The sequence below is a fragment of the Mycobacterium paragordonae genome, assembly GCF_003614435.1.
GTDB classification, from domain to species: domain Bacteria; phylum Actinomycetota; class Actinomycetes; order Mycobacteriales; family Mycobacteriaceae; genus Mycobacterium; species Mycobacterium paragordonae.
Window position 1 is genome coordinate 2814344 of the sequence record NZ_CP025546.1, and the last position, 24710, is coordinate 2839053.

General features: G+C 62.1%; 16 protein-coding genes and 3 pseudogenes. 11 read left to right on the forward strand and 8 right to left on the reverse strand.

The window, feature by feature from the left end:
- Positions 1 to 23 precede the first annotated feature (23 nt).
- Together C0J29_RS13155 and C0J29_RS13160 are read right to left on the reverse strand one after the other, a co-directional pair.
- A pseudogene (locus C0J29_RS13155) lies at positions 24 to 509 on the reverse strand (glycosyltransferase); the annotation flags it as partial.
- 105 nt (positions 510 to 614) lie between these two features.
- Positions 615 to 1349: an FkbM family methyltransferase gene (locus tag C0J29_RS13160; protein ID WP_120792580.1), complete on the reverse strand. Its 735-nt coding sequence runs from the start codon at positions 1347 to 1349 to the stop codon at positions 615 to 617.
- Between the two features lie 187 nt (positions 1350 to 1536).
- Here C0J29_RS13160 and C0J29_RS13165 point away from each other — a divergent pair, with 187 nt between their 5' ends.
- A complete protein-coding gene (locus tag C0J29_RS13165; RefSeq protein ID WP_120792581.1) occupies positions 1537 to 2613 on the forward strand; it encodes a glycosyltransferase family 4 protein in 1077 nt (358 codons plus the stop codon).
- Between the two features lie 25 nt (positions 2614 to 2638).
- Here C0J29_RS13165 and C0J29_RS13170 read toward each other — a convergent pair whose 3' ends face one another.
- From C0J29_RS13170 to C0J29_RS13180, 4 genes and pseudogenes are all read right to left on the reverse strand, one after another.
- Positions 2639 to 3661 carry a glycosyltransferase family 2 protein gene (locus C0J29_RS13170; RefSeq protein ID WP_120792582.1) on the reverse strand — a complete coding sequence of 341 codons (1023 nt, stop codon included), beginning with the start codon at positions 3659 to 3661 and terminating at the stop codon, positions 2639 to 2641.
- An 80-nt stretch (positions 3662 to 3741) separates the two neighbouring features.
- A complete protein-coding gene (locus C0J29_RS33685) occupies positions 3742 to 4557 on the reverse strand; it encodes a glycosyltransferase family 2 protein (protein WP_242460635.1) in 816 nt (271 codons plus the stop codon).
- 75 nt (positions 4558 to 4632) lie between these two features.
- A pseudogene (locus C0J29_RS33690) lies at positions 4633 to 5037 on the reverse strand (GtrA family protein); the annotation flags it as partial.
- Between the two features lie 369 nt (positions 5038 to 5406).
- Positions 5407 to 8613: a hypothetical protein gene (locus tag C0J29_RS13180; RefSeq protein ID WP_120792584.1), complete on the reverse strand. Its 3207-nt coding sequence runs from the start codon at positions 8611 to 8613 to the stop codon at positions 5407 to 5409.
- Between the two features lie 591 nt (positions 8614 to 9204).
- Here C0J29_RS13180 and C0J29_RS13185 point away from each other — a divergent pair.
- From C0J29_RS13185 to C0J29_RS13220, 8 genes are all read left to right on the forward strand, one after another.
- A complete protein-coding gene (locus C0J29_RS13185; RefSeq protein WP_197748200.1) occupies positions 9205 to 10302 on the forward strand; it encodes a glycosyltransferase family 2 protein in 1098 nt (365 codons plus the stop codon).
- Positions 10303 to 10367: 65 nt separating this feature from the next.
- Positions 10368 to 10820: a GtrA family protein gene (locus tag C0J29_RS13190; protein WP_120792586.1), complete on the forward strand. Its 453-nt coding sequence runs from the start codon at positions 10368 to 10370 to the stop codon at positions 10818 to 10820.
- Positions 10817 to 11686: a glycosyltransferase family 2 protein gene (locus tag C0J29_RS13195; protein WP_120792587.1), complete on the forward strand. Its 870-nt coding sequence runs from the start codon at positions 10817 to 10819 to the stop codon at positions 11684 to 11686. Before C0J29_RS13190 ends, C0J29_RS13195 begins: the two co-directional genes overlap by 4 nt.
- Positions 11687 to 11723: 37 nt before the next feature.
- On the forward strand, positions 11724 to 13244 hold the full coding sequence (locus C0J29_RS13200) for a DUF2029 domain-containing protein (protein WP_162951452.1): 1521 nt from the start codon (positions 11724 to 11726) through the stop codon (positions 13242 to 13244).
- Between the two features lie 91 nt (positions 13245 to 13335).
- Positions 13336 to 14109, forward strand: a complete 774-nt coding sequence (locus C0J29_RS13205) for a methyltransferase domain-containing protein (RefSeq protein ID WP_120792589.1) — start codon at positions 13336 to 13338, stop codon at positions 14107 to 14109.
- A gap of 7 nt (positions 14110 to 14116) precedes the next feature.
- Positions 14117 to 15112, forward strand: coding sequence for a rhamnan synthesis F family protein (locus tag C0J29_RS13210; protein ID WP_120792590.1), 996 nt, complete (start codon positions 14117 to 14119; stop codon positions 15110 to 15112).
- A 65-nt stretch (positions 15113 to 15177) separates the two neighbouring features.
- Positions 15178 to 15948, forward strand: a complete 771-nt coding sequence (locus C0J29_RS13215) for a glycosyltransferase family protein (protein WP_120792591.1) — start codon at positions 15178 to 15180, stop codon at positions 15946 to 15948.
- Between the two features lie 5 nt (positions 15949 to 15953).
- On the forward strand, positions 15954 to 16898 hold the full coding sequence (locus tag C0J29_RS13220) for a glycosyltransferase family 2 protein (RefSeq protein ID WP_277950716.1): 945 nt from the start codon (positions 15954 to 15956) through the stop codon (positions 16896 to 16898).
- Here C0J29_RS13220 and C0J29_RS13225 read toward each other — a convergent pair.
- Positions 16891 to 18201 (reverse strand): hypothetical protein, encoded by a 1311-nt coding sequence (locus C0J29_RS13225; RefSeq protein WP_242460425.1) that lies wholly within the window; start codon positions 18199 to 18201, stop codon positions 16891 to 16893. The two genes, C0J29_RS13220 and C0J29_RS13225, sit on opposite strands and share 8 nt — an antisense overlap.
- A gap of 90 nt (positions 18202 to 18291) precedes the next feature.
- Between C0J29_RS13225 and C0J29_RS13230 the strand changes: the two genes are divergently transcribed.
- The gene (locus C0J29_RS13230; protein ID WP_120792593.1) at positions 18292 to 20046 is read left to right on the forward strand and encodes an AMP-binding protein; all 1755 of its coding nucleotides are present in this window, start codon (positions 18292 to 18294) and stop codon (positions 20044 to 20046) included.
- A gap of 58 nt (positions 20047 to 20104) precedes the next feature.
- On the opposite strand, the gene C0J29_RS13235 is transcribed toward C0J29_RS13230, so the two are convergent.
- Positions 20105 to 23650 carry an MMPL/RND family transporter gene (locus C0J29_RS13235; protein ID WP_242460636.1) on the reverse strand — a complete coding sequence of 1182 codons (3546 nt, stop codon included), beginning with the start codon at positions 23648 to 23650 and terminating at the stop codon, positions 20105 to 20107.
- Between the two features lie 215 nt (positions 23651 to 23865).
- Here C0J29_RS13235 and C0J29_RS13240 point away from each other — a divergent pair.
- Positions 23866 to 24703: pseudogene (locus C0J29_RS13240) on the forward strand (phthiotriol/phenolphthiotriol dimycocerosates methyltransferase).
- The last annotated feature ends 7 nt before the right edge of the window (positions 24704 to 24710 follow it).

Below are 24710 nucleotides of genomic sequence, written 5' to 3' on the forward strand. Positions count from 1 at the left end.
CCATTTACACCGGATTACGGACGCCACCACGCTGCCTGGTGTGGAGTCGGCATGCCTAGGGCGAGAAATTTGTGGTAGCTAAAGGGCATAGGGGACCGTAGGTTGCCAAAGCTGCGACCGTCTGGTCCGATGAGTCGTTGTAGACCGTAGCCCCACGCATCGCGCGCCGACCCGTAGCGGGTGATTGCATCCACAAAATGGGCCACCGCGTCGGCGTCGGAAAAACAATCCGCTGAGTTCATGAAGCACAACAGGTCTCCCGACGCGTGCCGAATTCCTTGGTTCATCGCGTCGTATCTTCCGCCATCGGGCTCTGATTGCCAATAACTCAAGGCCGGCTCAAGCGCCGAGAGATATTCCACGACGTCGTCGCCCGAACCACCGTCGATCACGATGTGCTCAATCCGTCCACCGTAACGCTGGGCACGCACGCTTCCCACCGTGCGCTTCAGCCCATCGAGATCATGGAATGAGATTGTTATCACTGAGACAGTCGGAGCCGATACCACGGGCGCACCCCTTTCCCTGCTTTGGGCTCGCTGTTTTCAACTCGTGCCCAATTTCGGAGTTCAAATATGCCGCCGACGTGCGATCTCACATATGGAGCAGTTACTTTAATTGTCGTTACGGAAGAAGATGCCGTCGGCCTGCAACATTCGACCATTACGCACATCCGTGAAGCCGGGCAACAACCCTGTCAGCGTGAAGCCAAGGGAGTACGCGACATCAAATGCCTCACGAATCAGCATCCCGCCCTCGTACAATGGCAGAAAGGATAGTTCGAGTTGCATGCCGACACAATGGTGGTGCACCGTTGATCTGCCTCCCGCAAGAACCTGTCTTTCAAAACCTTGAACATCGATTTTGAGAAAAGTCACATCTTTCGGCTGAAGAATATCGGGTGCCACAGAGTCGAGTCGATGAATCGGCACTTCTTCAGCTCCGATATAATTGGCCTCGGGGCAGGCCTCTTGATGGCCCGCCAGCATTGGCAGGACGGAGCTGCTGGCGTGGCCGGCGTTGCCTGCAACGTTAACGCGAATTGTCCCGTCCATATCACCCAGTGCACATTTTCGGCATTCCCAAAATGGATCCTTCGTAGCCCGTTTTTTCAAGACTGAAAAGGGCGTCGATAGGGGTTCAAAAGATATGATTCGGCGCTCAAACTTCGCCTCACGGAGGCTACTGGCATACTGGCCTGAGTTAGCGCCAACGTCGAGGACGACATCTACTTGATGCGATTCGAGTTGATTCACTAAATTGCGATTCCAGTCCGCCTCAAGATGATATCGAGTCACATCCAGTCCCGCGTGACGCGCAATGAGACGGGCGCGGTGCAACAAATCCATTGCATAACGCTAGCATTCATTAACGTGAGAGGGATGGCCATGGGCTCTTAGGCTCCTCCAGTAGGGGGAGGACTGGCGCCGCTCGACGACGAGCCACTGCACGGCGGACCCTGGAGGATGATGTGTCTGGGTCACCCGTTGAAAGGTTCCGATGATTCCCAACCACCGAGGCCCTCTCCGGGTCGCCATGGTCTCTGCGAACGCCTTGCCGGTGATCGGCGGCATTGAAACTCACATCCATGAGGTATCGACCAGACTTGGCGCGGAGGGTGTCGACGTCACGGTAGTAGCAACGGACCGATCGGGGGACCTGCCTCTCGAGGAGAATTTTCCTGGCTACCGCATGCAACGCTGGCCGGCCTATCCACGGTCGCGTGACTATTACCTCGCCCCGGGATTGGCGCGGCACTTGCTGCGCGCTGAGGACTACGACATCATCCACGTACAAGGCGTGCACAACTTGATCGCGCCGACTGCACTCGCGGCAGCAAGGCGAACCCGCACCCCAAGCGTGCTGACGTTTCACACCGGCGGTCACTCTTCACCTGTGAGAGGGCCACTGCGTCCGTTGCAGTGGCGGCTGCTCAGACCACTGCTCCGATCTGCTGCGGCCCTTGTAGCCGTGAGCGAGTACGAACGCCGCACGTTTGCTGCGGTTCTCGGCTCGGCCGACGGGGACATCCGGGTTATTCCAAACGGATGCGAGCCGCTACCCGTTGATCCTTCGGCTGAGAACCCAGAAGGCAGCCCCCTGCTGGTATCTGCGGGCCGACTTGAGCGTTACAAGGGCCACCATCGCATCCTGCAGGCCTTCCCAGCCATACTTGCCGAGGCGCCCGATGCGCGGCTCGTTGTCGCGGGTAGTGGCCCTTATGAGCAGTCGCTCCGCGCGATGGCCCGTCGACTCGCAATCAGCGATCGAGTCTCGTTCTGCACTTTTGGTCCGGAACGCCGAGCCGCGCTAGGCAAACTCGTCGCGGATGCGGATGTCTTTTGCCTGCTCAGCGAGTATGAATCCCAAGGGATCGCCGTGATGGAAGCCCTCGGGGCGGGCACCAAGGCCTTAGTAGCAGACACCTCAGCGCTTTCTGACCTTGGCCGTCAAGGACTAGCCACCACGATTCCTCTTGAGGCTTCGCCGCAGCAAATCGCGGCCACTGCGCTCGCAATCGCAGCTGCACCTCGGACTTCGCCGCCGGCTATTCGCAGCTGGGACGACTGCGCCGACCAGCTACTACGACTTTACCGCGAGGTAATCGCTTGAAATCCGGATTGGCCATCGACGACGATTATGCTTCGTCGACCACCGGGACGGCGGCGCGGGCTTGGCACACCTGAGCCGCGCTGAGGCCGGTTGTCAGAACCTCCGGTCGACGACCACGCGCAAGCTGCAGCGTGCCAACGATGAATCCGCTCCCGGCCAACGCGAGGCCTGTCAATGCGGCGAGAGCCTGTAGCAATCGCTCAGGCCGGCCGGTCACTGTGGCGAGCAGCGCCGGAATTAGCGCGAGCAGGACTCGTGCGCCGAAGCGGAGTTCAGCGCCGATGTTTCCCCCCTCACCCATATCGGCCAAGGCGCCAATCTTATTGCGGTTCACGAAGTAGCAGCGCCGCCAAAAGTACGACCATGTCATTCTCTCGGAAGGCACGCGATGGCTGACCTTCGCGCGCGGCTCGTAGAGGACGGCGAGTGGCCCGTACTGATGCGCGATACGGTGCGAGAGGTCCATGTCGTCGTAGTCGTCGGCGTGGAACCCCCCGACCGCGAGCATTTCTTCGCGACGCGCACTCATGCTCGTTCCGATCAGATGGCGCGCCGGTGCGAGCCGGTCAGGGAGGGCGTCGTAGCGGCAGCCGAATACCCAGTCGAAATCGGGTGGGAACCAGGATGGCCGGGGCGCGCTGTAGTCCGGCCAGGGCGCACCCCCAACCGCGACGGCTTCCGGGTGGGAGGCGTACACGGCAAGGAGTCGCTCAAGCCAGTCCGGTGCCGCCTGGGCATCGTCGTCGAGGAAGGAGACAATGTCAGCACGCGCGAGCAGCAGCGCGGTGTTGCGTGACGAACCCTGCCTGCCCGCGAACTGGCTCGGAGCGATGACGATTTCGACGGGTGAGTCGGCACGACCAGCGCCCCATTCCTGTCGGCACCGGGCGAGCAATTCATCGTTATGGTCCACGACGATTATGAGCTGCCGTGGGAGGACGTGCTGGGCGAGAACGGACTCGACCGACCGTGCGAGCAGGTCCCACCTTGCTAGGGTGTAGGTGCAGATGACAACATCCGCGTGCAACGCGGCCGCGCTCACAGCCACCTACGATCCTCGTTTCGACGAGTCGGGACTACAGCCCGCGGAACGAATGCTCCTGTCCAGGCTCCGCATGGGCGGCACTCTCATGCAACGGCTTCAGCGACAGTCAAGGGGATGGGAACTTTAGCTGCTTTCGCTACTTCTGTCTCGGCGAACGGCCGCATGAATTCCTTGCAGATTGTTCGCAGGACCCGCGTCCCATCTTTAACAGCGTGCAGGTTGCTTGTGCCGTACCTCCGTAGCCTCTCGTAACTGCAGACCTCGGCGATCTTCAATTCAGCTGCCGCCACGCTCACGTTGAGCAAGGCCTCGATCTCGAATCCATCCCCCCATTGCTGCAGCGGCGCGTGGATGTCGGGCAGTCGCATTGCATCGAGGCATCGCCGCCAAAATGCGTTGTAGCCGTAGCACAGGTCGGTGAAGCTCGTCGCGAACAGAATGTTAACTGTGCCGTTGAGGCACTTGTTGCCGAATTGCCGGAAACGAGTGATGTCATCGCTCCCACCCCTGTGAACAAAACGCGACCCTTTGGCGTAGTCGGCTCCCGACATCAGGGCAGCGACGAATCGCGGTATTTCAGCTGGATCGGTGCTGCCGTCGGCGTCGATCGTGACGATGATGTCGCCCGATGCAGCGGCAAACCCGCATGCGAGTGCGTTGCCCTTACCTTTGCGTGTTTGCTCAATGTGCACGGCGTCTGGCCAAAGCCGACGCGCCACCTCGGCCGTGTAATCGATCGAAGCTCCATTCACCACGACAATTTCGTCAATATCACTAGGCATGCGCGCCGCCACATGCGGCAGGTTGCGTTCTTCATTGAGTGCCGGGACTATGACCGATACACGAGGTCGCGGCTCGTCGTGGGGAATTCCGGCCCAAATAGATCCCGGCTCTGCGATGTCGGGTTGCGCCCTACGTGTGAAGCCCGGCCTATCGCCGGCCCGCTCGAGGAATAAGTGCTCCACGATGAAGCGCCCGCCGACCCAGACGATCCCATGGCCTATCAGCTGGGCTACGAGCACTGCCGAGCCACGAATAAGTATTGCCCGGTCGGCTAGTGCGTTCTCGACGAGCCAGGTGAACAACGTGGCCAGTGAAACGCTGAGTATCACGGCCAGCCAGAACAGGATGACCTGGTTGCGCCGATGAACGCGCGACATCGACCGCCAGACGAAGCGCTTATTGAGGAAGAAGCTGGGAACTACGACGACGCTGGCAGCCAACAGCAACGCGGCAGTGTAGCTTAGCCACGGGCCTGAGACCTGAATGAGGCCCTGGCCCAGTGCGACGACGACCACCGGCACGCCGGCGTAGCGCAGCTTCTCGCGCGTCGCCAGCCTACCGGCATACGCGATGAGGCCTGATAACGAGCGTGTCATGGTTAGCGACGGTACTCGGCAGTGGGCCGTTCGGGGGCCGAATCAGCAAATCGGAAAGCATCCGACAACGAACACTTCGCAAACAGAAAAGACAGCCTCCGAGAACTCGCTGGCGGCGTTGTGCTTGAGGTCGTAGAAGGTGAGCACCTGATCCACCCGCTCGCCAGGCAGCCGTCGACCAGGAGGCCTACCTTAACTCGCCGACGACCTCAAAAAATTCCTTACCGGGCTGCGCAGCAAGGCCGCCACTGCGGCCGTCGCCGAGCGCCACCGGGCCCTGCGACTGCTCGTCAAGGACGTGCCCGTGGCGTCCCGGACCTGAGGTTCGAATCCTTCGTTGGGCGCGGCGACTTTAGCCGGCCGCCCGCGTCACGCGCTAGCCCGGGCGGCGGACAGGGTTATTGAGGTCACCGGCGGGCCGCCGCTTTGCATTACGTAGAGCGGTTTGGACGGGTCGTAGCCATACCATTGCGGGCAGCTCCCGACTCGCACCGTCAGGTGGGATCCGGACTGGTCAAGCCAGGTCGCCGAGATCTCGTGGTCGGGACGATCCGGCTGATCGGTCAGTGCCACGGTGGCCCCGCCGGGCCCGTGGGTTGACGACAGCATCGCGAGATCGTAATCACGCAGAGTCATACCGCTGGGCAGCTTGAGTTCCCCTACCAAGGTGTTGACGTCGTGGACCTCGAGGTAGCCGGCGATGGTTGGCACGACCCTGGCCTGGCTCCCGTCCGGCAGTCGCAGTTCGGCAACCAACCCGGGTGGCGATCCGGGGAACGGGTGGGCCAGCCCGTCCGTGCCGACGAGATATGCCGACGGGTGGACCGCGGCATCGACAACGGCGTTGAACTGAAAGCCACTCGCCGAGTTGGGCTGGTGCAGATCGTAGGCCACATCTGGGCGGTTGATGGAGGGCGTCACCATCCCTAAGACCCGCTGGCCGTCGGCAATCAACACCTTGGCGGCCGGATTGTGGGTGACCGGATCGACCGCCCAGCCGGAATAGTTCACAACCGTTCGCGGGGTGACCGGGTGTACCGGCAACGTGGTGGCCCGACTGCTGTCAGGTACCGGCAAGTAGTTTGGGCTCGCCCCCCAACGACAGGATGGGCCGCTGAAGTAGAGGCCGGATGTTTGCGGTGGCGTGGTCAGGACGGGCACGCGCCTCGAGACTAGGTCGTTGCGGGCCATAACCAGAACCCCGTGGGTACGCAGCACCGGAGTCCAACCGCGAAGGATGTACTCGCTTGGCCCGTAGGCGCGCACGTTGTTTGTGATGCCGTCCCAGATTGGCATGCCGATCGAGGTGGCATCGTAGATCACCACAGGTGGAGGCGCAGCCGTGAGCTCCATGGGCCGCTGTTGCCGGGTGTTTGGCACGCGGCCGAGTAGGAAATAGAGGTAGCCGGGGCTGTTGGTCATGTCGTACACCGGTCCGTCGTCACCGGCATAGGTCCGGATTGAGGTGTCGAGATCCCGGAGCAGGTCCGTGTCGATTGCACCCGGGGTCACGTAGCCCAGACGCGGAAAGCTTGCCTCGGTGGCGCCGGCGAGGTGATGTTGCCCGTCCACCTTGCGGAGCGGTCCGTAACAGACGAGGCCGACCGCAAGCACCAGCACCAGAACTGCGGTGACCGGAGCGGCGAACCGGATTAGTCTGGCGTCCCGCCCGCGCCACCAGGCGATTAGCAGCCGGCCCACCCGGTCGAAAAGACGCGAGCACCACAACAGGACAAGCGGCAGGCCGGCTGCATACACCTGCCAGATGTGGATGATGTCGAAACGGCCGAGCGCTTTCTCCACATAAAGCGCCATGAAAGCGGCCGCCGCCACGGCCACCCAGTCGCGCGCCTCCCAATCGGCTCGCCTCGCGACCTTCACCGCGACCACCCAGACCGTGAGCAGCACGCAGCCGACGCTGACCGCTAGCTTTGTCCACTCGTCCAAGGAGACCCCCGACAGCGGGATAGCAGCCCCCATGTAGTGCGCTGGACCAAAGTTGACGTAGTAGCGAAATAACCCTACGAGCCCACCGAGCGCGCCGTGGGCGGCCAAGAATGCGGCACACACTGCAGACGCGGCGAGCCCGGTGCCGACGCACCAGCGGGTCAGCCGCAAGTTGGTCCAGAGGCTGCGCTCAGGTCGGCGGTGGACGAGCTCTGCCGCGATCACACAAGCCAGCGTCGGCGCGGTGAGGACGATGGTCTCCGGGACGAGGAGCGTCTCTGCGAAGAGCAGTAGCGTCAACCCCACCGCCCAAGCGGCGCTGCGCCGACGCAGTGTCTCGCCGAGCACGATCAGAGCCAAAGGCAGGCCAATGAAACGCTCCGACCACTGCAGCAGCACCCCAGGGGGCTGGCTCACATGAGACGTCCACTGCAGCAGCGGCCGCAGGACGCTTGCCCCGACCAGAAAGGTCGGGGCAAGGAACCAGGGGTTGCGTCGACTGACCCAGACGGCGAAGAGGTAGACGCTAACCCAGAACACCGGGATGAGGATCACGCTGTGGATGGCGCGGATACCCCAAATGCTGTCGCCAAAGATGACCCGGCCGAGGATTCCAGTAAGCACGTCCGGGAACAGGCCGTGGACGAATTGCATGTTCCGCCAGGGAATGTAGCCTCGGGCAAACAGGCTCGCGCCGACCATCTCCTGTGCGTCATCGAAGCCTTGGAAGTGTGTGATCTGTCCGGGGAGAACCGACAGTGCCAGAAACACGGCGATCGCACCCACGACGACCGTCAGCAGTGTCAGCTCGACGTCACGCGCCGCCCGCCCACCGCGGAGCTGGCGCGCCGACCACCACCCGATCGCCGCAATGCCGGTGATGGGCAGCCACCAGGCCAGCCACGGCCACGACCGCGTACCGGCGGGGGTCTGCACAACTGTATGGGCCGAAACGAACCACAGACTCAGTACCGCGGCGGCGGCGCCTCCGACGCCGTTGACCGTCGATATGGCTCGCCAGCGTTGCTCATCATTGCGGCGCGCCCACACCTCAGCAACGACGGTAACTAGGACCACGTAGGCCACACCCGCAGCGATGGCGAGCAGATCCGCGTGTCCAGTACGGGCACCACACGCGATGACCACTAGTACCGCCGGCAGCAAGATCCGTGCCGGGGTACCCCACGACGGCCCGTCCGCCGGGCATGACGGTGCCGGCTCGACCAGCTCGATGGTGCGTTTTTCGGGTCCCGGGCTGCGCGACCGCAGCGGCCCGAAGCGCGCGAGTAGCACATACCCGACGATCACGAAGAACGGAAAGGCGTACACAATCAGCCGGTAGATCCAGAACTGAGGCTTTGGGTTGAAGTTCGCGAACGTCGAGTAGCTGACGATGTCGGTCGGGCCAATGAGGCCGGTCGCAGCGAATCGGTATACCAAGAAACACAACGCTGCCGAGACACCGATGGCGAATAAGAACCGAACCACGGCTTGCCGGAGATTGGCCGTGAGGCAGAACCGCTCACCCGACGGCGACAGCTCGAGGTCGCGCGCGCCGTCCTGGGACAAGTGTGGCCCGGACGGAGCAGAAGCCTCGAAGTCGGTGTCGAGCTGGCGCGCCTCGCCCATCGACCCTTGATCCATCGGTTCCCCATCCATCGGACTCGGCGCACGGCTATACCTGCGGACGCCAGGCTCGGTTACCCGGCAGGATAGCCCAATGCTGTCATTGGCGACGCGACGTTCACCGCCCCTGGCAAGTCGCTGACGACCCCCGGACCCGCTCGCCGCGTGCATGTCGGCACCACTTCCCAGGCCTGCAACGTCGTGAGCGCCTCAAGCTGGTCCTGGGCGCGAGTGAAGAACGCGTGCTCGACGGCCCTTGGCTTTTCACTGCTGCAGGTCGCCGAGCCGCAACGACCACCGACCCGCAGGCGCCCCGACCAGCAGCAGACGACGATCGCCTCCCCATCCGCGAAACGGGACAGTAGGTCGGACTGCCTGTGGCGCGGAATGCGGGTGGCGGCTCGATGGCACCACATCGCACCATCGCCGGCCCCCGGCTCCGCGCGGGGCAGACGAATACCGTTCGTCGTGCGAGGCGAGTGGTACTCGTGTGCTGATCCTGGCTTAATCCGGCTCCCAGGCCCGGCTTCTGGCCCAGGCCCCGTTGTATCGCTATTTCGCCTGCTCAGGCGCCTGGCAGAACGAGTGAACGGGGTGACTTTGGCGTTGCCTACGGTTGATCAAAATGGCGATGTCGGCGAAAGAGCCACGCCGAGCGACGCTGAGAATTACATTTACCTGGTGACTGTTTTGAGTCGCCCGGCAGTCTCGGTGGTTGCACCCTGCTTCGACGAAGAAGAGGTGCTACCGCTGTTCTTGAGCCGGGTTGGGGGAGTGCTGAATGCGCTGGGTGGCACGAGCGAGGTTGTCCTAGTTGATGACGGCTCGAGGGACCGCACCTGGGAGATCATCGAGAAGGCGGCGGTCGAGGACTCGCGTGTCGTTGGCGTCCGTCTGATGCGCAATCACGGACACCAACTCGCGTTAACGGCAGGACTTAGCGTGTCGCGGGGTGAACGGGTGCTTATCATCGATGCCGACCTACAGGACCCGCCCGAGCTTTTGCCCGACATGATGGCCCTGATGGACGAGGGCGCCGACGTCGTATACGGCCAGCGTCGCCGGCGCGAAGGCGAAGGCGTTTTCAAGCGGGTTACGGCCGCCCTGTTTTACCGAGGCATTGGCCGCATGACCGAGGTCGACATCCCCTCCGACACAGGTGACTTCCGTTTGATCACCCGACGGGTGCTTGATCTGCTAATCGCCATGCCCGAGCGTCATCGGTTCGTGCGCGGCATGGTGGCGTGGATCGGTGGGAAGCAGGTGCCGCTGGTTTACGACCGCGACCCGCGCGCGGCAGGTGAGAGCAAGTACCCATTTGCAAAGATGCTGCGTTTCGCCGCGGACGCCATAACGTCATTTTCGATGGTGCCTCTGAAGTTTTCGGTGATGCTCGGTTGGGTCATGGCGTTTCTGGGTTTCGCCGCTGCCATCAACTCCATCCGCGGAGCGATGCTTGGACAGACGGTTCCAGGCTGGAGCTCGCTGATGGCGACGATTGGCTTGCTCACCGGTATGCAATTTCTGATGCTTGGGATCATCGGTGCCTACCTTGGGCGAATGTACGACCAAAGCAAGGGCCGGCCATTGTTCCTCATCCGCGACATGGTCGGAGGCGTCGATGGGTCGGTCGAGGCCGCGGACCAAGCCAGCGCGATGTATGGCACGTCTGCGCCACAGTCGCAGGGCTAGCCGGGCCGCCTGTGAGTCTGGATGCTTTCGGGGCGCATAACGAGCAGCTTCGCCCGCCCGCAGGGATGCTCGGGGTTCCCGGGCCGTTGTTTCGGCTGGTCCGTGACCAGCGTGTCGCGTTCCTCATCGTGGGGGGACTCAACACTGCGATTGGGACCGCGTGGTTCGTCCTGTTCCTCTGGCTTCTGCCCCGTGGGCCCTTTAGTTACCTCGGAGCCCTGGCATGCGCACATGTACTCGCCGTCCTGTGTGCCTTCGTCCTCTACCGCAGGTTCGTTTTTCGGGTAAGCGGCCATGTGTGGCGAGACCTGGCCCGGTTTGAGTTGGTAAACCTTTCAACTCTGGCCTTCAATTTCGCTACCTTGCCGGTTCTCGTCGAGGCTTTCGGCTGGCCGCCGCTCCCATCTCAACTTGCGGTGACTGTCACAACGGTTGTTTACAGCTGGTTCGCGCACCGAGGCTTCTCATTTCGTCGCAGTCCAGCCGAACTTGATGAACGCCATAACGCCGCACTGTGACACCACGCGTATCGGTTGTTGTTCCGTCATACAACAGCGTCGACTTCATCCGGGCTACGATGGAATCTATACTGGCCCAGACCTTTTCAGATTTTGAGTTGCTGGTTTCGGATCACAGCTCTACCGACGGGACATGGGAAGCGTTGCACGAATTCGCGGCTGATCCCCGGGTTCGCTTGAATCGCTTGCCATCTGGTGGCGGCGCGCCGGCGAACTGGAACGCTGTGACCGGCCTGGCCAGGGGGGAGTTGATTAAACTGGTCTGCGGCGACGATCTGCTTGCGCCACGATGTTTGGGGGAGCAGGTTTCTGCTTTGGATGCCCACCCATCAGCGGTGATGGTTGCCAGTCCCAGAGACGTCATCGACGCAGCGGGAAACCGGGTCATAAGAAAGCGCGGCCTGGCAGGCCTGAGTGGCGAAGTCCCCGGGACCGATGCTATCCGGAGGACTGTCTTGGCGGGCACCAACATCTACGGCGAGCCGGCGTCTGTGCTATTACGGCGCTCGGCCTTGCTGGAGGCAGGCGGTTGGGACGGTTGCTTCCCGTATATGATCGACGTTGCGACATACTGTGCGGTATTGCTTCGTGGAAATCTTGTAGCCTTGCCGCAATCATTAGCTTCCTTCCGGGTCAGTGAGTTGCAGTGGAGTGTGCAGTTGGCCCACGCCCAGGCCGAACAGGCGATCGCCTTCAGTCGCTACTTCGCGGCGGCTCATCCCGGAATACTCAACTCGCGTGATCTATTGACGGGTCGTATGCGAGCCCGGGCTATCGCCATCGCACGGCGCGTGGTCTACAGCTGGCTAGGCCGACGGATGCGCAGCGAAGCCGCGAAAAGCGATGTCCGCCAGGCAAAACAATAACTGGATCGCAAAATCGAATCACCACGAGGAGACATAAGTGAGCCGAACCCTCGAACTTCTGCGGGGAACGGTAAGCGCAAGCTGGCGACGGAAAGCTACGGTCAACGGCCAGTCTGAGCGCGCTGTGTTAATTGGAACCGTCCTTGTCGCGTCGATGATTTCCCTCGCGACGGGCTTTGTGCTTGCGGAGTATTACTCAATCGACGTTTTTTCCTCCCTCATAGTATTTCTCCCTGATGACTGCTACCAGGACTGGCCTACCCGGGTCGGTCGGCATTGCTTCAGCGACTATTCCATCACCGCGAATATCGGGACGGTTCCCAACCCTTGGGATCCATACCCGCTGTACCTTCCGCCGGACTTCAAACCGACCCATTTCAATTACACCGCGGCAGGGATGGTGCCGCATGTAGCGTTCGCCCTTGTTGGTAAGTGGCTGGGGATGCCGCGATTTGGATTATTTGCTTACCTGCTATTTCTTGCGGCTGCTGTCTTCAGCCCTGCCGTATGGGCCGCCCGCGGTGCCCGCGGTGTGGAGCGAATTGTCGTATTCCTGGTTTGCGGGGCGGCGGCCGTCCCGGCCTGGGTAGTTCTCGATCGGGGTAATTCGGTCGGCTTCGTCGTGCCAGTGGCGCTCATCTTTTTAGTGACCTTGTGTCGGCAGCGGTGGGGATTGGTTACGGTCACGGTGGTTTTGGCGGCTTTGGTGAAACCCCAGTTCGCTGTCCTGGTAGTTGTTTTGTTTGCTGCTCGGCAGTGGCGGCTCGGCGGTATTGCTGTGTTGGGCGTCGCAATCTCCAACCTCGCTGCTTATCTGCTGTGGCCCCGGGATTTCCCCCACACCATCATGCAGTCGATCGGCAATACCGTCGGCTACAGCGGAGGATCGCAGGTAGCGACTGTTGAGGGTTCGAACGCGTCGTTCGGCAAGGCCCTCTTGGCAATCCCGGACGGCATCAAAGCGCAACTATCGGGTGGGAAGATCCCAGATGGATTCCTTGCCGAGACGCGATCCCTCATCGGTTACGTACTTTTACTGGTAGTAGTCGTCCTCGTTGCCGCCTTGGGCAAGCGTGTGCCGCCAGTGATGGCCGGGATAGTTCTGCTGGCCACGGCTTCGCTCTTCCCGGCTCTCAGCAACCCCTATTATCTAGTGTTCGTTTTGCCGGTCGCGGCAGTCGTGGTCAGAGACCCCGACGGGGCACCCGGCCGAGGCATCTTCGACCGGGCGGAAACCGTGGGTATTGGCCGTCGAGTGGTCGGGGTGTGCGTAAGCATCGCGACGGCGCTGTCTATCGCTCAAATCCCGTTGCCCACCGCGACGCGGCGGGTTGTCCAATCAGGCACGGATGTCGTTCTGATCTTGGTCGATAGCACGATGTCGCTGGCGCCAAGCCTTTGGCTCATCGCGCTTGTTTCCATTTTCGTGTCCTACGTCAGGCGTCCGGTCACGGCCGGCAGCGTGGCGGAGCGGAGTCAGCCGGTAGCTTCGCGCGCTGCTGAAGAATCTCCCGCCACGGGGGCAGATCACGTATCCGTTGCGGACCAGGACGCGTGATGAGGACTGGCGGGATGGCCGCCCGATTCAGTCAAAGTACGGGTGAGCACTGCGCCCCACTATTACCCTGTCGGTGGAGTGAAAGAAGCAAATGCGCACTGTAATCAAGGAATTCGCCCCGAAATCGGCGAGTGACCTGCTGCAAATACTGAAGTACCAGCGCTGGCGGTTGCCGTTTCGGCAAACGTATCAGTCGTTCGTCGACTGCAAATACGGAATAGAGATCGGCGGGCCGAGCGGGGTCTTCAGCACCGTGCTGCCCCTCTACGAGTTCGTGGCTGGCCTCGATGGAGTCAACTTCGCCACCGACACCGTCTGGGAAGGGCAGATCCAGGAGGGCGAAACCTATAACTTCTGGGGGAAACGCACCGGGCACCAGTACATTTCCGATGCGACAGACCTTGGTCAGATCACTTCGGCACGCTACGACTTCCTGCTCTCCTCGAACTGCTTGGAGCACGTCGCGAATCCCATCAAGGCACTGACGGAATGGAAACGGGTTATCAAACCGGGCGGAGGGTTCGTCCTCGTACTGCCGAACCAGGTCAGCAACTTCGATCACCGTCGTCCGGTCACCAAGTTCGACCATCTACTCGAGGATTACACCCGCGATGTGGGTGAGGACGACCTCACCCACCTGGAAGAAATCCTGGCGCTGCACGACCTGAAGATGGACCCGCCCGCGGGAGACCTCGAGCAGTTTCGGCGGCGCAGCCTTCAAAACCTGCGCAATCGAACTCTTCACCACCACATCTTCGACGCCGATCTGATCGAAAAGTTGTTGACTCACCTAGGTTTTGACGTACGGGACGTGACCACCACCCGAACCGACTTTTTCGCACTCGCCGTCAAAGGCTCATCGTGAGGTTAGCTTGAACCTCCGCGCCTTCCGCGAAGAGCAGCAGCGCGCCGCGCGTATCGCTGCGGCACGCTACCGCTTTGGCCGCGACGCGTCCGGCTTCGTTTGTGAAACGCACCAGGAACTTCCAGCGCAGCCTCCGCCTGATCGACGGACGCTCGTCTTCTTCGCGCACTTCGACCCGCAGGGCGTCGTCGATCCCTATGTCGTCTACTACCTGAAGCAGTTGCAGGGACTTGGTGCCACCATCGTGTTTGTATCCGGTTCGCCGACGCTGTCACCCGACTCCGTCGCGCCGCTGCGATCGGTGTGTGCCGGCATCTACACCAGACGCACCCTGTCCCTCGATTTCGGTTCCTGGCATCTGGCCTGGTGCATCGTTCGGCGTCAGGGTTGGTCCCTCGACCAGTTCGATCGCTTCGTGCTCGCCAACGACAGCGTTTACGGTCCGCTGTTTCCGCTGGAAGAGATGTGGTCCACGTTCCGCGACGCCGACATGTACGGCGCCATCGAGAGCGAGGAGCTGGGGCGGCACCTGCAGTCGTTCTTCCTGGCGTGGGATCTGAACCCCCGCACCCGGAGCTTCCTCACCAACTTCTGGAATCGCTTCCAGTACGTCGTCGACAAGCAAAAACTGATCAGGCGCTACGAGCTGGGCCTGTCCAAAGGTGCCCGCAAGGCCGGGCTCGCGGTCAAGCCGTTCTTGTCGGCGGCGACCATCAACGCAGCGTACGAACGGTCATCCGGTCACCAGTGGGCCGCGAAGTTTCAGGGGGAGCCGTTTAACAACACCCTGTACTTCTGGGACGGGCTGATCGAACACCTGAGGTTCCCATTCCTCAAAACCATCCTGCCGCGTCACAATTCGCCGTGGCACGACTCGATGACCCAGCTGCAGGAGTTCCTCGAGCGGCATACGGACTACCCGTACGAACTGATCCGGGCAAACGTCGAGCGGCTCGGCTGCGGCGCGCCGGCGTGGGTCAGACCGTCTTCGACGACGCGATAAGCAATGGATGTAATTTGCCATCCAAGCGGCCTCGCCGCCGCCAACCGCTGGGGTAAGGTCGCCGCGTGGGTGTCCTGATCGCGGTTCCGGTATTCGGACAACATGAATACACGCACGCTCTGGTGGGGGATCTGGAGCGTGAGGGCGCCGACTACGTCATCATCGACAATCGCGGCGACTATCCCAAGATCGGCAATGAACGCGTCATGACGCCGGGACAAAACCTGGGCTGGGGCGGGGGGAGTGAACTCGGTTTCCGGGTGGCTTTTTCCGAGGGTTACGCGCACGCGATGACGCTGAACAACGACACGCGGATCTCCAAGGGGTTCGTCGCCGGATTGCTCGATCCGCGACTACCGGAGGACGCGGGCATTGTCGGCCCGATGATCGACCACGGGTTCCTGTGCGCGGAAGTGGAACAGCCGGTCGATGCCGCCGAATATACGCCGCGCCCGTTCTACCGGTCGGTGCCCGCGGTGGAGGGTGTCGCGTTGATGCTCTCTCGCGACTGCTGGTTGCAGATCGGCGGGATGGACCTGCGCACTTTTGGGCGCTACGGGTGGGGTATTGACCTCGACCTGGTGCTACGCGCCCGCGACGCCAATTTTGGTTGCTACACCACGGAAATGGCCTACATCAACCACTTCGGCCGGGTCACCGCGAAGGACGCCTTCGGGCGCAAGCGCTACGAATTTCTTGCCGAGCAGGTGATGAATCATGGGATGCGCAAGACGCACGGGCGGGGCTGGCAGAAGCGATTTCCGCCTGGAACCTTGCCGAAGCCGGGGTGGAGAAAAACCGGCATCGCGTACCAGAGCTTCCCCTTGGAGTCGTAAAAACATTGAACGACAACGATATTGCACGTGCGCCGAAGATCTCGGTTTGTGTGCCGATGTACAACAACGGTGCCACCATCGCGCGTTGCCTGACCAGCATCTTGGACCAAGACGGCGTCGACTTCGAAATCTTGGTGGTCGACGACGATTCCACCGACGACTGTGCCGCCACTGTCGCGGCAATGCTCAGACCGCAGGATCGATTGGTGCGCAACGCACCTCGGCTCGGCCTCAACGGGAACCACAACAGGTGCCTGGAGGTGGCGCGCGGCGAACTCGTCCAATTCGTGCACGGCGACGACTGGCTGCTACCCGGCGCACTGCGGGCACTGACCTCTTGCTTCGACGACGTCGACGTCGGAATGGCTTTCGCTCCACGCAAAGTGGAGACCGACGATCAGGACTTCCAGCGGCAATACGGAGTCCTGCACACACACTTCAAACACCTGGAAGCCCACAATCGTGGACCGGCGCTCGTCAAGCAGATGGCGGCGCGCGGTGGACTCCACAACTGGATAGGCGAGCCGACGTGTGTGATGTTTCGGCGTCGGCTGGCTTTGGAGGCGGGCGGCTTCCGCGACGACGTGTATCAACTCGTCGATCTCGATATCTGGTACCGATTGATGTTGCGCTCCTCGGTCGGGTTCGTGCCGCAGGAACTGTCCGTGCGGACGCACACTGCGACGACCGAGTCGGCTCGTAACCTGTCCCTGCGGCGGTACTGGCTCGATCAACTCCGCATTCTCACCTGGTTGACGATGGACCCAGCCGCGTCGGCGGGTGTCCGCACCCTCGCGCGTCTGTGGTGGCTACCGGCCTGGCTGTCTCTGCTGCAGGCCGTGGTCTGGGGACCGCAGCGCTGGACGTCTCTGAAGACCTTCAGCCAGGCGCCGTTTCGTGAATACGCTCGGGCGCGCCGTTTTCGGGCATCGCTCGCCTCGACTACATGATCTCGGCCGTCAGCTCGAATTCGGCGAAGGTTTCGGAGACCAACCGACGCAGCTCAGGCGTGGTATTTGCTTGACCAGGACGGTAGGCGATAACCGTGACGAACACCTTGCCCAGCACTCGACCGGACGCCATGAACAGCTGTCCGCCAATATTTTCCAGCGTATCCTTGGGGATGCCCGGTTCGATCAGCCGTCCGTAGGCGTAGTCGGCGTCGGTTCCGTCTGGGCGGGCGGCAGCGGGGTCCAGCTGGCCGAGGTTGGAGCATCCGATCGGTAGGCCGGCGGATCCCAAGCCCGCGCCGACGAGTCGCCGGGCCAGCCATTTGGGAGTAAGCGCGGCCAACGGGATGGTTCCCAGCATTTCGTTGGTGCTGGTCGTGAGCTCGGTCAGCGCCGACTTCAGCTTGGCTCGTATCTCCCCGAGATCCGACGCTGCGTGCGCGGGGTCGACGGTGATCGAGGCGAACGTCAGTGCGTTGCCCCGGGTGTCGCCGTCCGTGCGTTCGCCCACTGGAAACGCCAACGTGACCAATCCGTCGTCCAGCCGACGTCCCAGCCGAACGCCGAGCCGGGCAGCGAATCCCGCGAACAACGAATTGCTGGTACCACCGAGCTTATTGGCGCATGCATCCCATTGCGTCACGTCGACAAACGCGGCCACGGTGGGCACCGCCACCGGCTCGTCGCGGCGGGAGCGGGGGGCCGGTGGCGCGGCCGCGACAGACGAGGCGAGTTCCTCACGGCCTCGTCGGGCGAGTCGCACCATGGTCGCTACCGCCCTGGCAAGTTCCGGTGTCGACGCGATCGTTTGGCGGGCGTCCTCGAGGACGGCTCGGCCGCGCGGGCGGGATCCGGGTGGGGGATAGCCGAGGTCACAAGTCCTGCCTTCGGCGGCATCGGCGACGACCTGGCATAACGCTAGGCCGTCCACTAACGTGTGCGATGCCACCAGCGTCACCGCCGTTCCTTGATCCGTCAACGGCAGCACACCCAGATGCCAGCCGGGTCCCAACTCCGGATCGATCGGCAAGCACGCCCGCTCGTAGGTCCAGGCGTTCACCTCGGCTCGCGGGCGCGGCGCGTGGGCTATGTCGAGGTCGGCGGGCCCGCGCGATACCACCCACCGGTCGCGCGCGAAAGCCAACGGAGAACGTTCAATTCGACGGCCCAGCAGACTGTGGCCGAGGTTTCGGTGGAAACGGCGCAGCCCGTCGACATCCACCTGTCGGTTGTACAACCAGACGACCTGCGCCAACGTCCCGTAACCTAGCGCCCGCACACCGAGAAAAGACACTTGATCCATGTGCGCGAGTCTGTTGTCCACGATAGGGCGATTATCCACCACCTTTGGGATCCCGTTTTCCGAAGCTGGGTGCCTGGCAAAGGTAGTCTGATGTCCGTGGTTGAATCCTCACTTCCCAATGTCGTGCGCGAGCGTGCGAGTCTGCAGCCCAACGACATTGCGCTGACCTATATCGACTACGACCATTCCTGGGACGGCGTTGAGCTGACCCTGACCTGGTCACAGCTGTATGTGCGCATGCTCAACCTCGCCGCGCTGATCAGGGAGCACGCGACGACCGGGGACCGGGCGTTGATCCTGGCGCCGCAAAGCCTGGATTACATCGTGAGTTTCCTGGCGTCGCTGCACGCCGGCGTCATCGCGGTGCCGCTGTCGGTTCCGATGGGCGGTGCCCACGATGAACGCACGGCGTCGGTGCTGGCCGACACGGCGCCGGCCGTGGTGTTCACGGCGTCGTCGATCGTCGACAACGTGGCCGAGTACGTTCGGGAGCAGCCCGGTGACGTCAAGACCGAGATCATCGAGCTCGACAAGCTGCAGCTCGACGGGCGCCCCGGCGCGGCTGGCCGCGCCAAGTATGAGCAGCCGGAGACGATCTATCTGCAGTACACGTCCGGTTCCACCCGCACCCCGGCCGGGGTCATGGTGTCCAACAAGAACCTGATGGCCAATTTCGAGCAGATCATGACCGCCTACTACGGCGTCTACGGCAAACTCGCTCCGCCGGGGTCGACCGTGGTGTCGTGGCTGCCGTTCTACCACGATATGGGCTTCATCCTGGGCCTCATCATGCCCATCCTCACCGGCATGCCGGCAAAGCTGACCAGCCCCATCGGATTCCTGCAGCGGCCCGCCCGGTGGATGCAGATGCTCGGCAACAACACTCTCGGGTTCACCGCGGCGCCGAACTTCGCGTTCGATCTGGCGTCGCGCAAGACCAAGGACGAGGACCTCGAAGGGCTCGACCTGAGCGGCATCCACGCGATCCTCAACGGCAGTGAGCGGGTGCAGCCTGTCACCCTGAAGCGTTTCGTGGACCGGTTCGCTCCGTTCGGACTCGACCCGCAAGTCATCCGTCCGTCCTACGGCATGGCCGAAACAACCGTGTACGTCGCTACCCGCCAGGCGGGGCAGCCGCCGAAGATCGTCCATTTCGACGCCACCAAATTGCCGGACGGCCACGCCGAACGCACCGAGGGCGAAAGCGAAAGCAGCACACCGCTTGTCAGCTACGGCGTGGTGGACACCCAGGAAGTGCGCATCGTCGATCCCGAAACCTCCATCGAGTGCCCGGAAGGGACCGTCGGCGAACTCTGGGTACATGGCGGCAATGTCGCTTCCGGCTATTGGCAGAACCCCGAGACCACCGCGGCCACTTTCGGCGCATCGATCGTCAACCCCACCCCCGGCACGCCGGAGGGTCCGTGGCTGCGGACGGGGGATTCCGGGTTCTATTCCGAGGGCGAGCTGTTCATTTTGGGTCGCATCAAGGACCTGTTGATCGTCTATGGGCGCAATCACTCGCCTGACGACATCGAGGCGACCATCCAGACGGTCAGTCCGGGCCGGTGCGTGGCGATCGCGGTTCCGCAGGATGGCGTCGAGAAACTTGTCACCATTCTCGAACTCAAGCAGAAGGACGAATCGCCCGAAGAAGCGGCCGAGCGTTTCGGCTTCATCAAACGTGAAGTGACATCGGCGATTTCGAAGGCGCACGGCTTGAGCGCGTCCGATATCGTGCTGGTTGCCCAGGGTTCGATCCCGATCACCACCAGCGGCAAGCCCCGCCGCGCGCAGTGCGGCGAACTGTACCGCCGCGGCGAGTTCGTCCGGTTGGACGCGTAATTCAGCTGGCCTGACCTCAGACAATAACCCTCAGGCGATAACCCTCGGGTGATAACCGTCAGGTGATGACCGGGGTGTCCGGCTTCGGCTTCACCACGTCGCTCCGGCCCTCGCGGCCCTTGTTGGACCGGCTGTCGCCGTCGAACTCTCGTTGCAGCTCTTGATATCCCGGCATGTCGGCGAGGCCGAACAGCGGTAGCGAGTGGGTGAGCAGCTGGTCGGCCCGCTGCTTGCTCAGGCGCATGTCCTTGGGGCGCATTTCCTTCGCCTTGCGCTTGCGCTTGGTCTGCGACGCGCACTTCGACAGGTCGTAGTCGGGGACCGTGCTGAGACCGAACAGTGGTAGCGAATGCGCTGGCAACAGGTCGATGGTGCTGCCCACAGGCTTCGGTTTCGGTGGACGGACCACTCGGGGTTTGGGCGGCGGTGGGGCGGGGGCTTTGCCTGTGACAAACCGCTTGCTGCGGTCCATCCACACCGCGGCCTTCTGCTCCCACTTGCTCTTCTTGCGATACTTGTTGCTCTGACCCATCTTTGACGGCCACCAGTTCTTCTGGCCAATCATCGCGGCCAGCGCGGGGACGGTGATGGTGCGCACCAGGAAGGTGTCGATCACGATCCCGATGCCGATGGTGAAGCCGGCTTGAGCCATGGTGGTGATGCTGGCTGCCAGGAGCCCGAACATGGATGCGGCGAAGATCAAGCCCGCAGAGGTGATCACGCCACCCGTCGAGCCTACGGTTCGGATGACCCCGACCCGTACCCCGTGCGGCGACTCATCTCGGATTCGGGAGATGAGCAACATGTTGTAGTCGGCGCCGACCGCGACCAACAAGATGAACGACAAGCCTGGCAGGCTCCAGTGCAGATCCTTGCCCAGGATCAGTTGGAAGACGATGACGCCGAGGCCCAGGGCCGACAGGTACGAAACCAACACGGAGGCAATGAGATACAGGGGTGCCACCACGGCTCGCAGCAACGCCACCAAAATGAGGAACACGATGAGGATGGTTGCGATGACGATGAACCGGATGTCTCGGTTGTAATAGTCACGGGTATCGGCCATCACCGTCGGCATGCCGATTAGGGCGACTTTAGCATCCGAGATTTCCGTGTTCGGGAGCGCAGACCTCGCCGTTTCCTCGATCTTGTGGATCTGATTCATGCCTTCGACGGTGAACCCGTTAAGACCACTCTGCACCAGGTACTGCGCCGCATGCCCGTCCGGCGATAGGAAGACCTGGGCTCCCTTCTTGAAGTCATCTCGCGTCAAGATCTGCGGTGGGATGTTGAAGCCGGCCATATTGGGGCGTTCCGCGTCACGCCGCATTCCGAGTAGGAAGTCAGACGCCTCGTTGAGACCGCCGCCCATCTTCTTCACCTGGTCAACCAGCGCCTGGACGCCGTCGGCGACCGCGCCACTCCCGTCGGCCAGCGCGCCGGCCCCTTGTTGCAATTGCGAGAGCGTATTGGGCAGGCCCTTTATCATCTTCAGGGTCTTGACGATCTGCTTCAGCTGGTCGTCGAGCTTGCCGACTGTCTGCGCCAATGTCTGATATTGATCGGTCTGCTGCAAGGTGACCGCGAACGCTTGGATCGAGCGGAGCAGCCCGTTGTTGCCGGACTCGACGATGGCCGCCAGCTGTCCGCGCGATCGCACACAAGCGGGGTCGGCGTTGCACGACGGGCTTTCATTGAGGGCCGTCACCATGGGGGCGGCCCACACCGCAGTGGTCTGGGCATCGCTGACGGTCCCGCTCAAATTGTTTCCCAGAGCCCGCATGCGCGAGACGGCACCCGAAGCCTGGTCGAGTTGCTGGATGGTCTTGTCTCCACCCATCAACTGCAGCATGTTCTCCAACATGCTGACGAGGTCGGCCGAACTGGCTACCGCGTCATTGACCTGCCCGCGGATCTGCGCCAAGGCGTCGGCCAATTGCCTTGAACCACCGACCAGATGGTCCAGTTCGCCACCGTGTTCGGAGATCGCGGAGGACGCCTCGTTGAGCTTGCTGCCGACCTCACCCGCCTGGAAGGACACTTTGGTCTCTTTCAACGGCTCCCCGTTGGGCCTGGTCAAGCCTCGAACCATGACGATGTCCGGAAGGTCGGCGATCCGGCGCGACAGCATTTCCAGGTCTGCCAAGGCGGCGGGTGTGCGCAGGTCGTGGGAGGAGTGGACGAATAGGACCAGGGGACTCATCGAGTTCATCGGAAAATGGCGGTTCAAGGCGTTGAAGCCTCGGACGCTGTCCATGTCTTGCGGGACGGTCTTGAGGTCGTCGTAGTTGAACCGGATCAGACTCGTACTGCCCGCTAGTGCCAGCAGAATGACCAAGCTGCCCACCAGGTGGATCACCGGTCGCCGGACGATTCGCGACCCCGAAATTCGCCAGAAACGGGTGGTTAGATCGCGACGGGGCTTGATCCAGCCTCTTCGTCCGACAAGGACCAGGATCGCCGGCAAGAATGTGCACGCGGCCAACAAGGTCACGACGATGGAAATGGATATCGCCGGGCCGACGGCCGAGAATACCTCCAACTTGGTGAAGATCATCGCGAGGAAGGTGACGGCTACGGTAGCCGCTGACGCGGCGATGACTTTGCCGATGGACATCAGCGCCTTCTTGACCGCGACGTCCGAGGTTTCACCATGTCGCACGAAGTCGTGGTATCGACTGATCAGGAAGACGGCGTAGTCTGTGCCGGCGCCGATCATGACGGCGCTCATGAACACGATGCTTTGCATGTTGACCACGAAGCCCATTTCGGCCAACGCGGACAGCAGACCCTGCGCACCGACGATCGACACACCAATGGTGGCCAACGGCATCATCATCGTGACGATGTTGCGATAGACGATGATCAAGATGACCAGCACGCTGATGATGGTGCCCATCTCGATTATCTGAACGTCTTCTTCGCCGATTTTCTGCACGTCGGCGACGGTGGCAACCGGTCCGCTCATGTACGCGTTCAGCGACGTACCCGCGACCGTTTTCTTGACGATTGCCGTCACGTTCCTGAGTGCTTGTTGGCTCTCCGGAGAGGCTGCTTCACCCGGGAATTGAATAGGTAGGTTCCAGGCCTTCTTGTCTTTGCTTTCGAAGACCTCTCGCGCCTGTGGTGTGCCCATGAAATCCTGCACCGACATCTTGTCTTGCGTATCTGCGTGCAGGTTGTCGATCAGTTTGTGGTAGGTGTCCTCATCGGCAGCGCTCAGCCCCTTCTCGTCGGTCAGGATGACCAGGAGCAGGGCTCCACCTTTGCCGCCCGCAGCGCTCGGTCCGGCGTCGCTGCCGCCGCTGCCGCCACCGCTCCCGCCATTGTCGGCCGCAGGAGCCGGGGCGGCCGCGAAAGCTCGGGCCATATCTTGCTGGGCAATCATCGTCGGCGCATCGTCGGGAACCTGTTTTGGTTCATGCTTCGAGGCCTGAACCTGCAGGGGAGGAAAGCTCAGGACTAGAACGACCACCACCGCGATCCACGATCCCAGGACGAGCCAGGGTTGCTTGACGACGAAGTCGCCTACGCGGTCGAAGATCCCCCCGACCTTGGCCTCGTCGTGTGATTTGACCTGCCTCGCCACGTAACAACCGTACAGGGGGGAAGGCTGCTCAGGTGGGGGAATGGCAAATCCCTTCGCCTCGCTGGCATTGGCCCAACTCGAACATCGCATGCCAGCGTTCCGCCTAAAAGAAGCAGCTCAGAGCTACTTTCCGTCGTCGAGTTGCGGTGATCCGGATTCCTTCGGGTGGGAGGGCGGGGCTGCAAATTCTTGAATAAAGTTGCACGTGCGTGCTGGTCTAGGGCGTCCCGATGTTCGTCCTTTTGGCCCGCCGGGCCGTGGACTCATGCGACACTTCTCCGCGTGGCTTTGAAATACCGCCTGCAATCCAACCCGCTCGTCGGGAAGATCACGACCAAGTACCTGCTGCCACTCGGCACCCGCCAAGTCGGCGACGAAGTGGTGTTCTTCAACTTCGGTTACGAAGAAGATCCGCCGATGGACTTGCCGCTGGATCCCTCTGACGAGCCCAATCGGTACTGCATCCAGCTCTACCACCAGACGGCGAGCCAGGTAGATCTCACCGGTAAGAAAGTGCTGGAGGTCAGCTGCGGCGCGGGCGGAGGAGCGTCATACATCACGCGGGCTCTCGGCCCCGCGTCCTACACCGGCCTCGATCTGAACCCCGCGAGCATCGACCTATGCCGGAAGAAGCACCGGTTGCCGGGCCTGGACTTCGTCCAAGGCGACGCGCAGAACCTGCCGTTTCCAGACGAATCTTTCGACGCAGTGGTCAATGTCGAGGCTTCGCACCAGTACCCGGACTTCCCCGGATTTCTCGCCGAAGTGACGCGCGTGCTTCGTCCGGGCGGACACTTCCTCTATACCGACTCGCGTCGCAACCCGGTCGTCGCCGGTTGGGAAACGGCGCTGGCCGACATTCCCTTGCGCAAGGTTGCCCAAAGGGACATCCAAGACGAGGCCAAGAGGGGGCTGGACGCCAATACCCGTCGGACTCAAGAGATCATCGGTCGCAAGGCTCCGGCATTTCTTACCGGTCTCACCCGTTACGCCGTCAACGTGCTGGATCGTGACCTCAAGCGCGGCGGCGGATTCACCTACCGGATCTACCTATTCGCCAAGGACTGACGCAGCG

Bases quoted from the DNA above. Each gene is read 5' to 3' on its own strand.
- C0J29_RS13190 (WP_120792586.1), top strand. From the start codon at position 10,368: ATGCTCGGGGTTCCCGGGCCGTTGTTTCGGCTGGTCCGTGACCAGCGT.
- C0J29_RS13160 (WP_120792580.1), bottom strand. From the start codon at position 1,349: ATGGATTTGTTGCACCGCGCCCGTCTCATTGCGCGTCACGCGGGACTG.
- C0J29_RS13225 (WP_242460425.1), bottom strand. From the start codon at position 18,201: ATGGATCAAGTGTCTTTTCTCGGTGTGCGGGCGCTAGGTTACGGGACG.
- C0J29_RS13165 (WP_120792581.1), top strand. From the start codon at position 1,537: ATGGTCTCTGCGAACGCCTTGCCGGTGATCGGCGGCATTGAAACTCAC.
- C0J29_RS13230 (WP_120792593.1), top strand. From the start codon at position 18,292: ATGTCCGTGGTTGAATCCTCACTTCCCAATGTCGTGCGCGAGCGTGCG.
- C0J29_RS13180 (WP_120792584.1), bottom strand. From the start codon at position 8,613: ATGGGCGAGGCGCGCCAGCTCGACACCGACTTCGAGGCTTCTGCTCCG.
- C0J29_RS13205 (WP_120792589.1), top strand. From the start codon at position 13,336: ATGCGCACTGTAATCAAGGAATTCGCCCCGAAATCGGCGAGTGACCTG.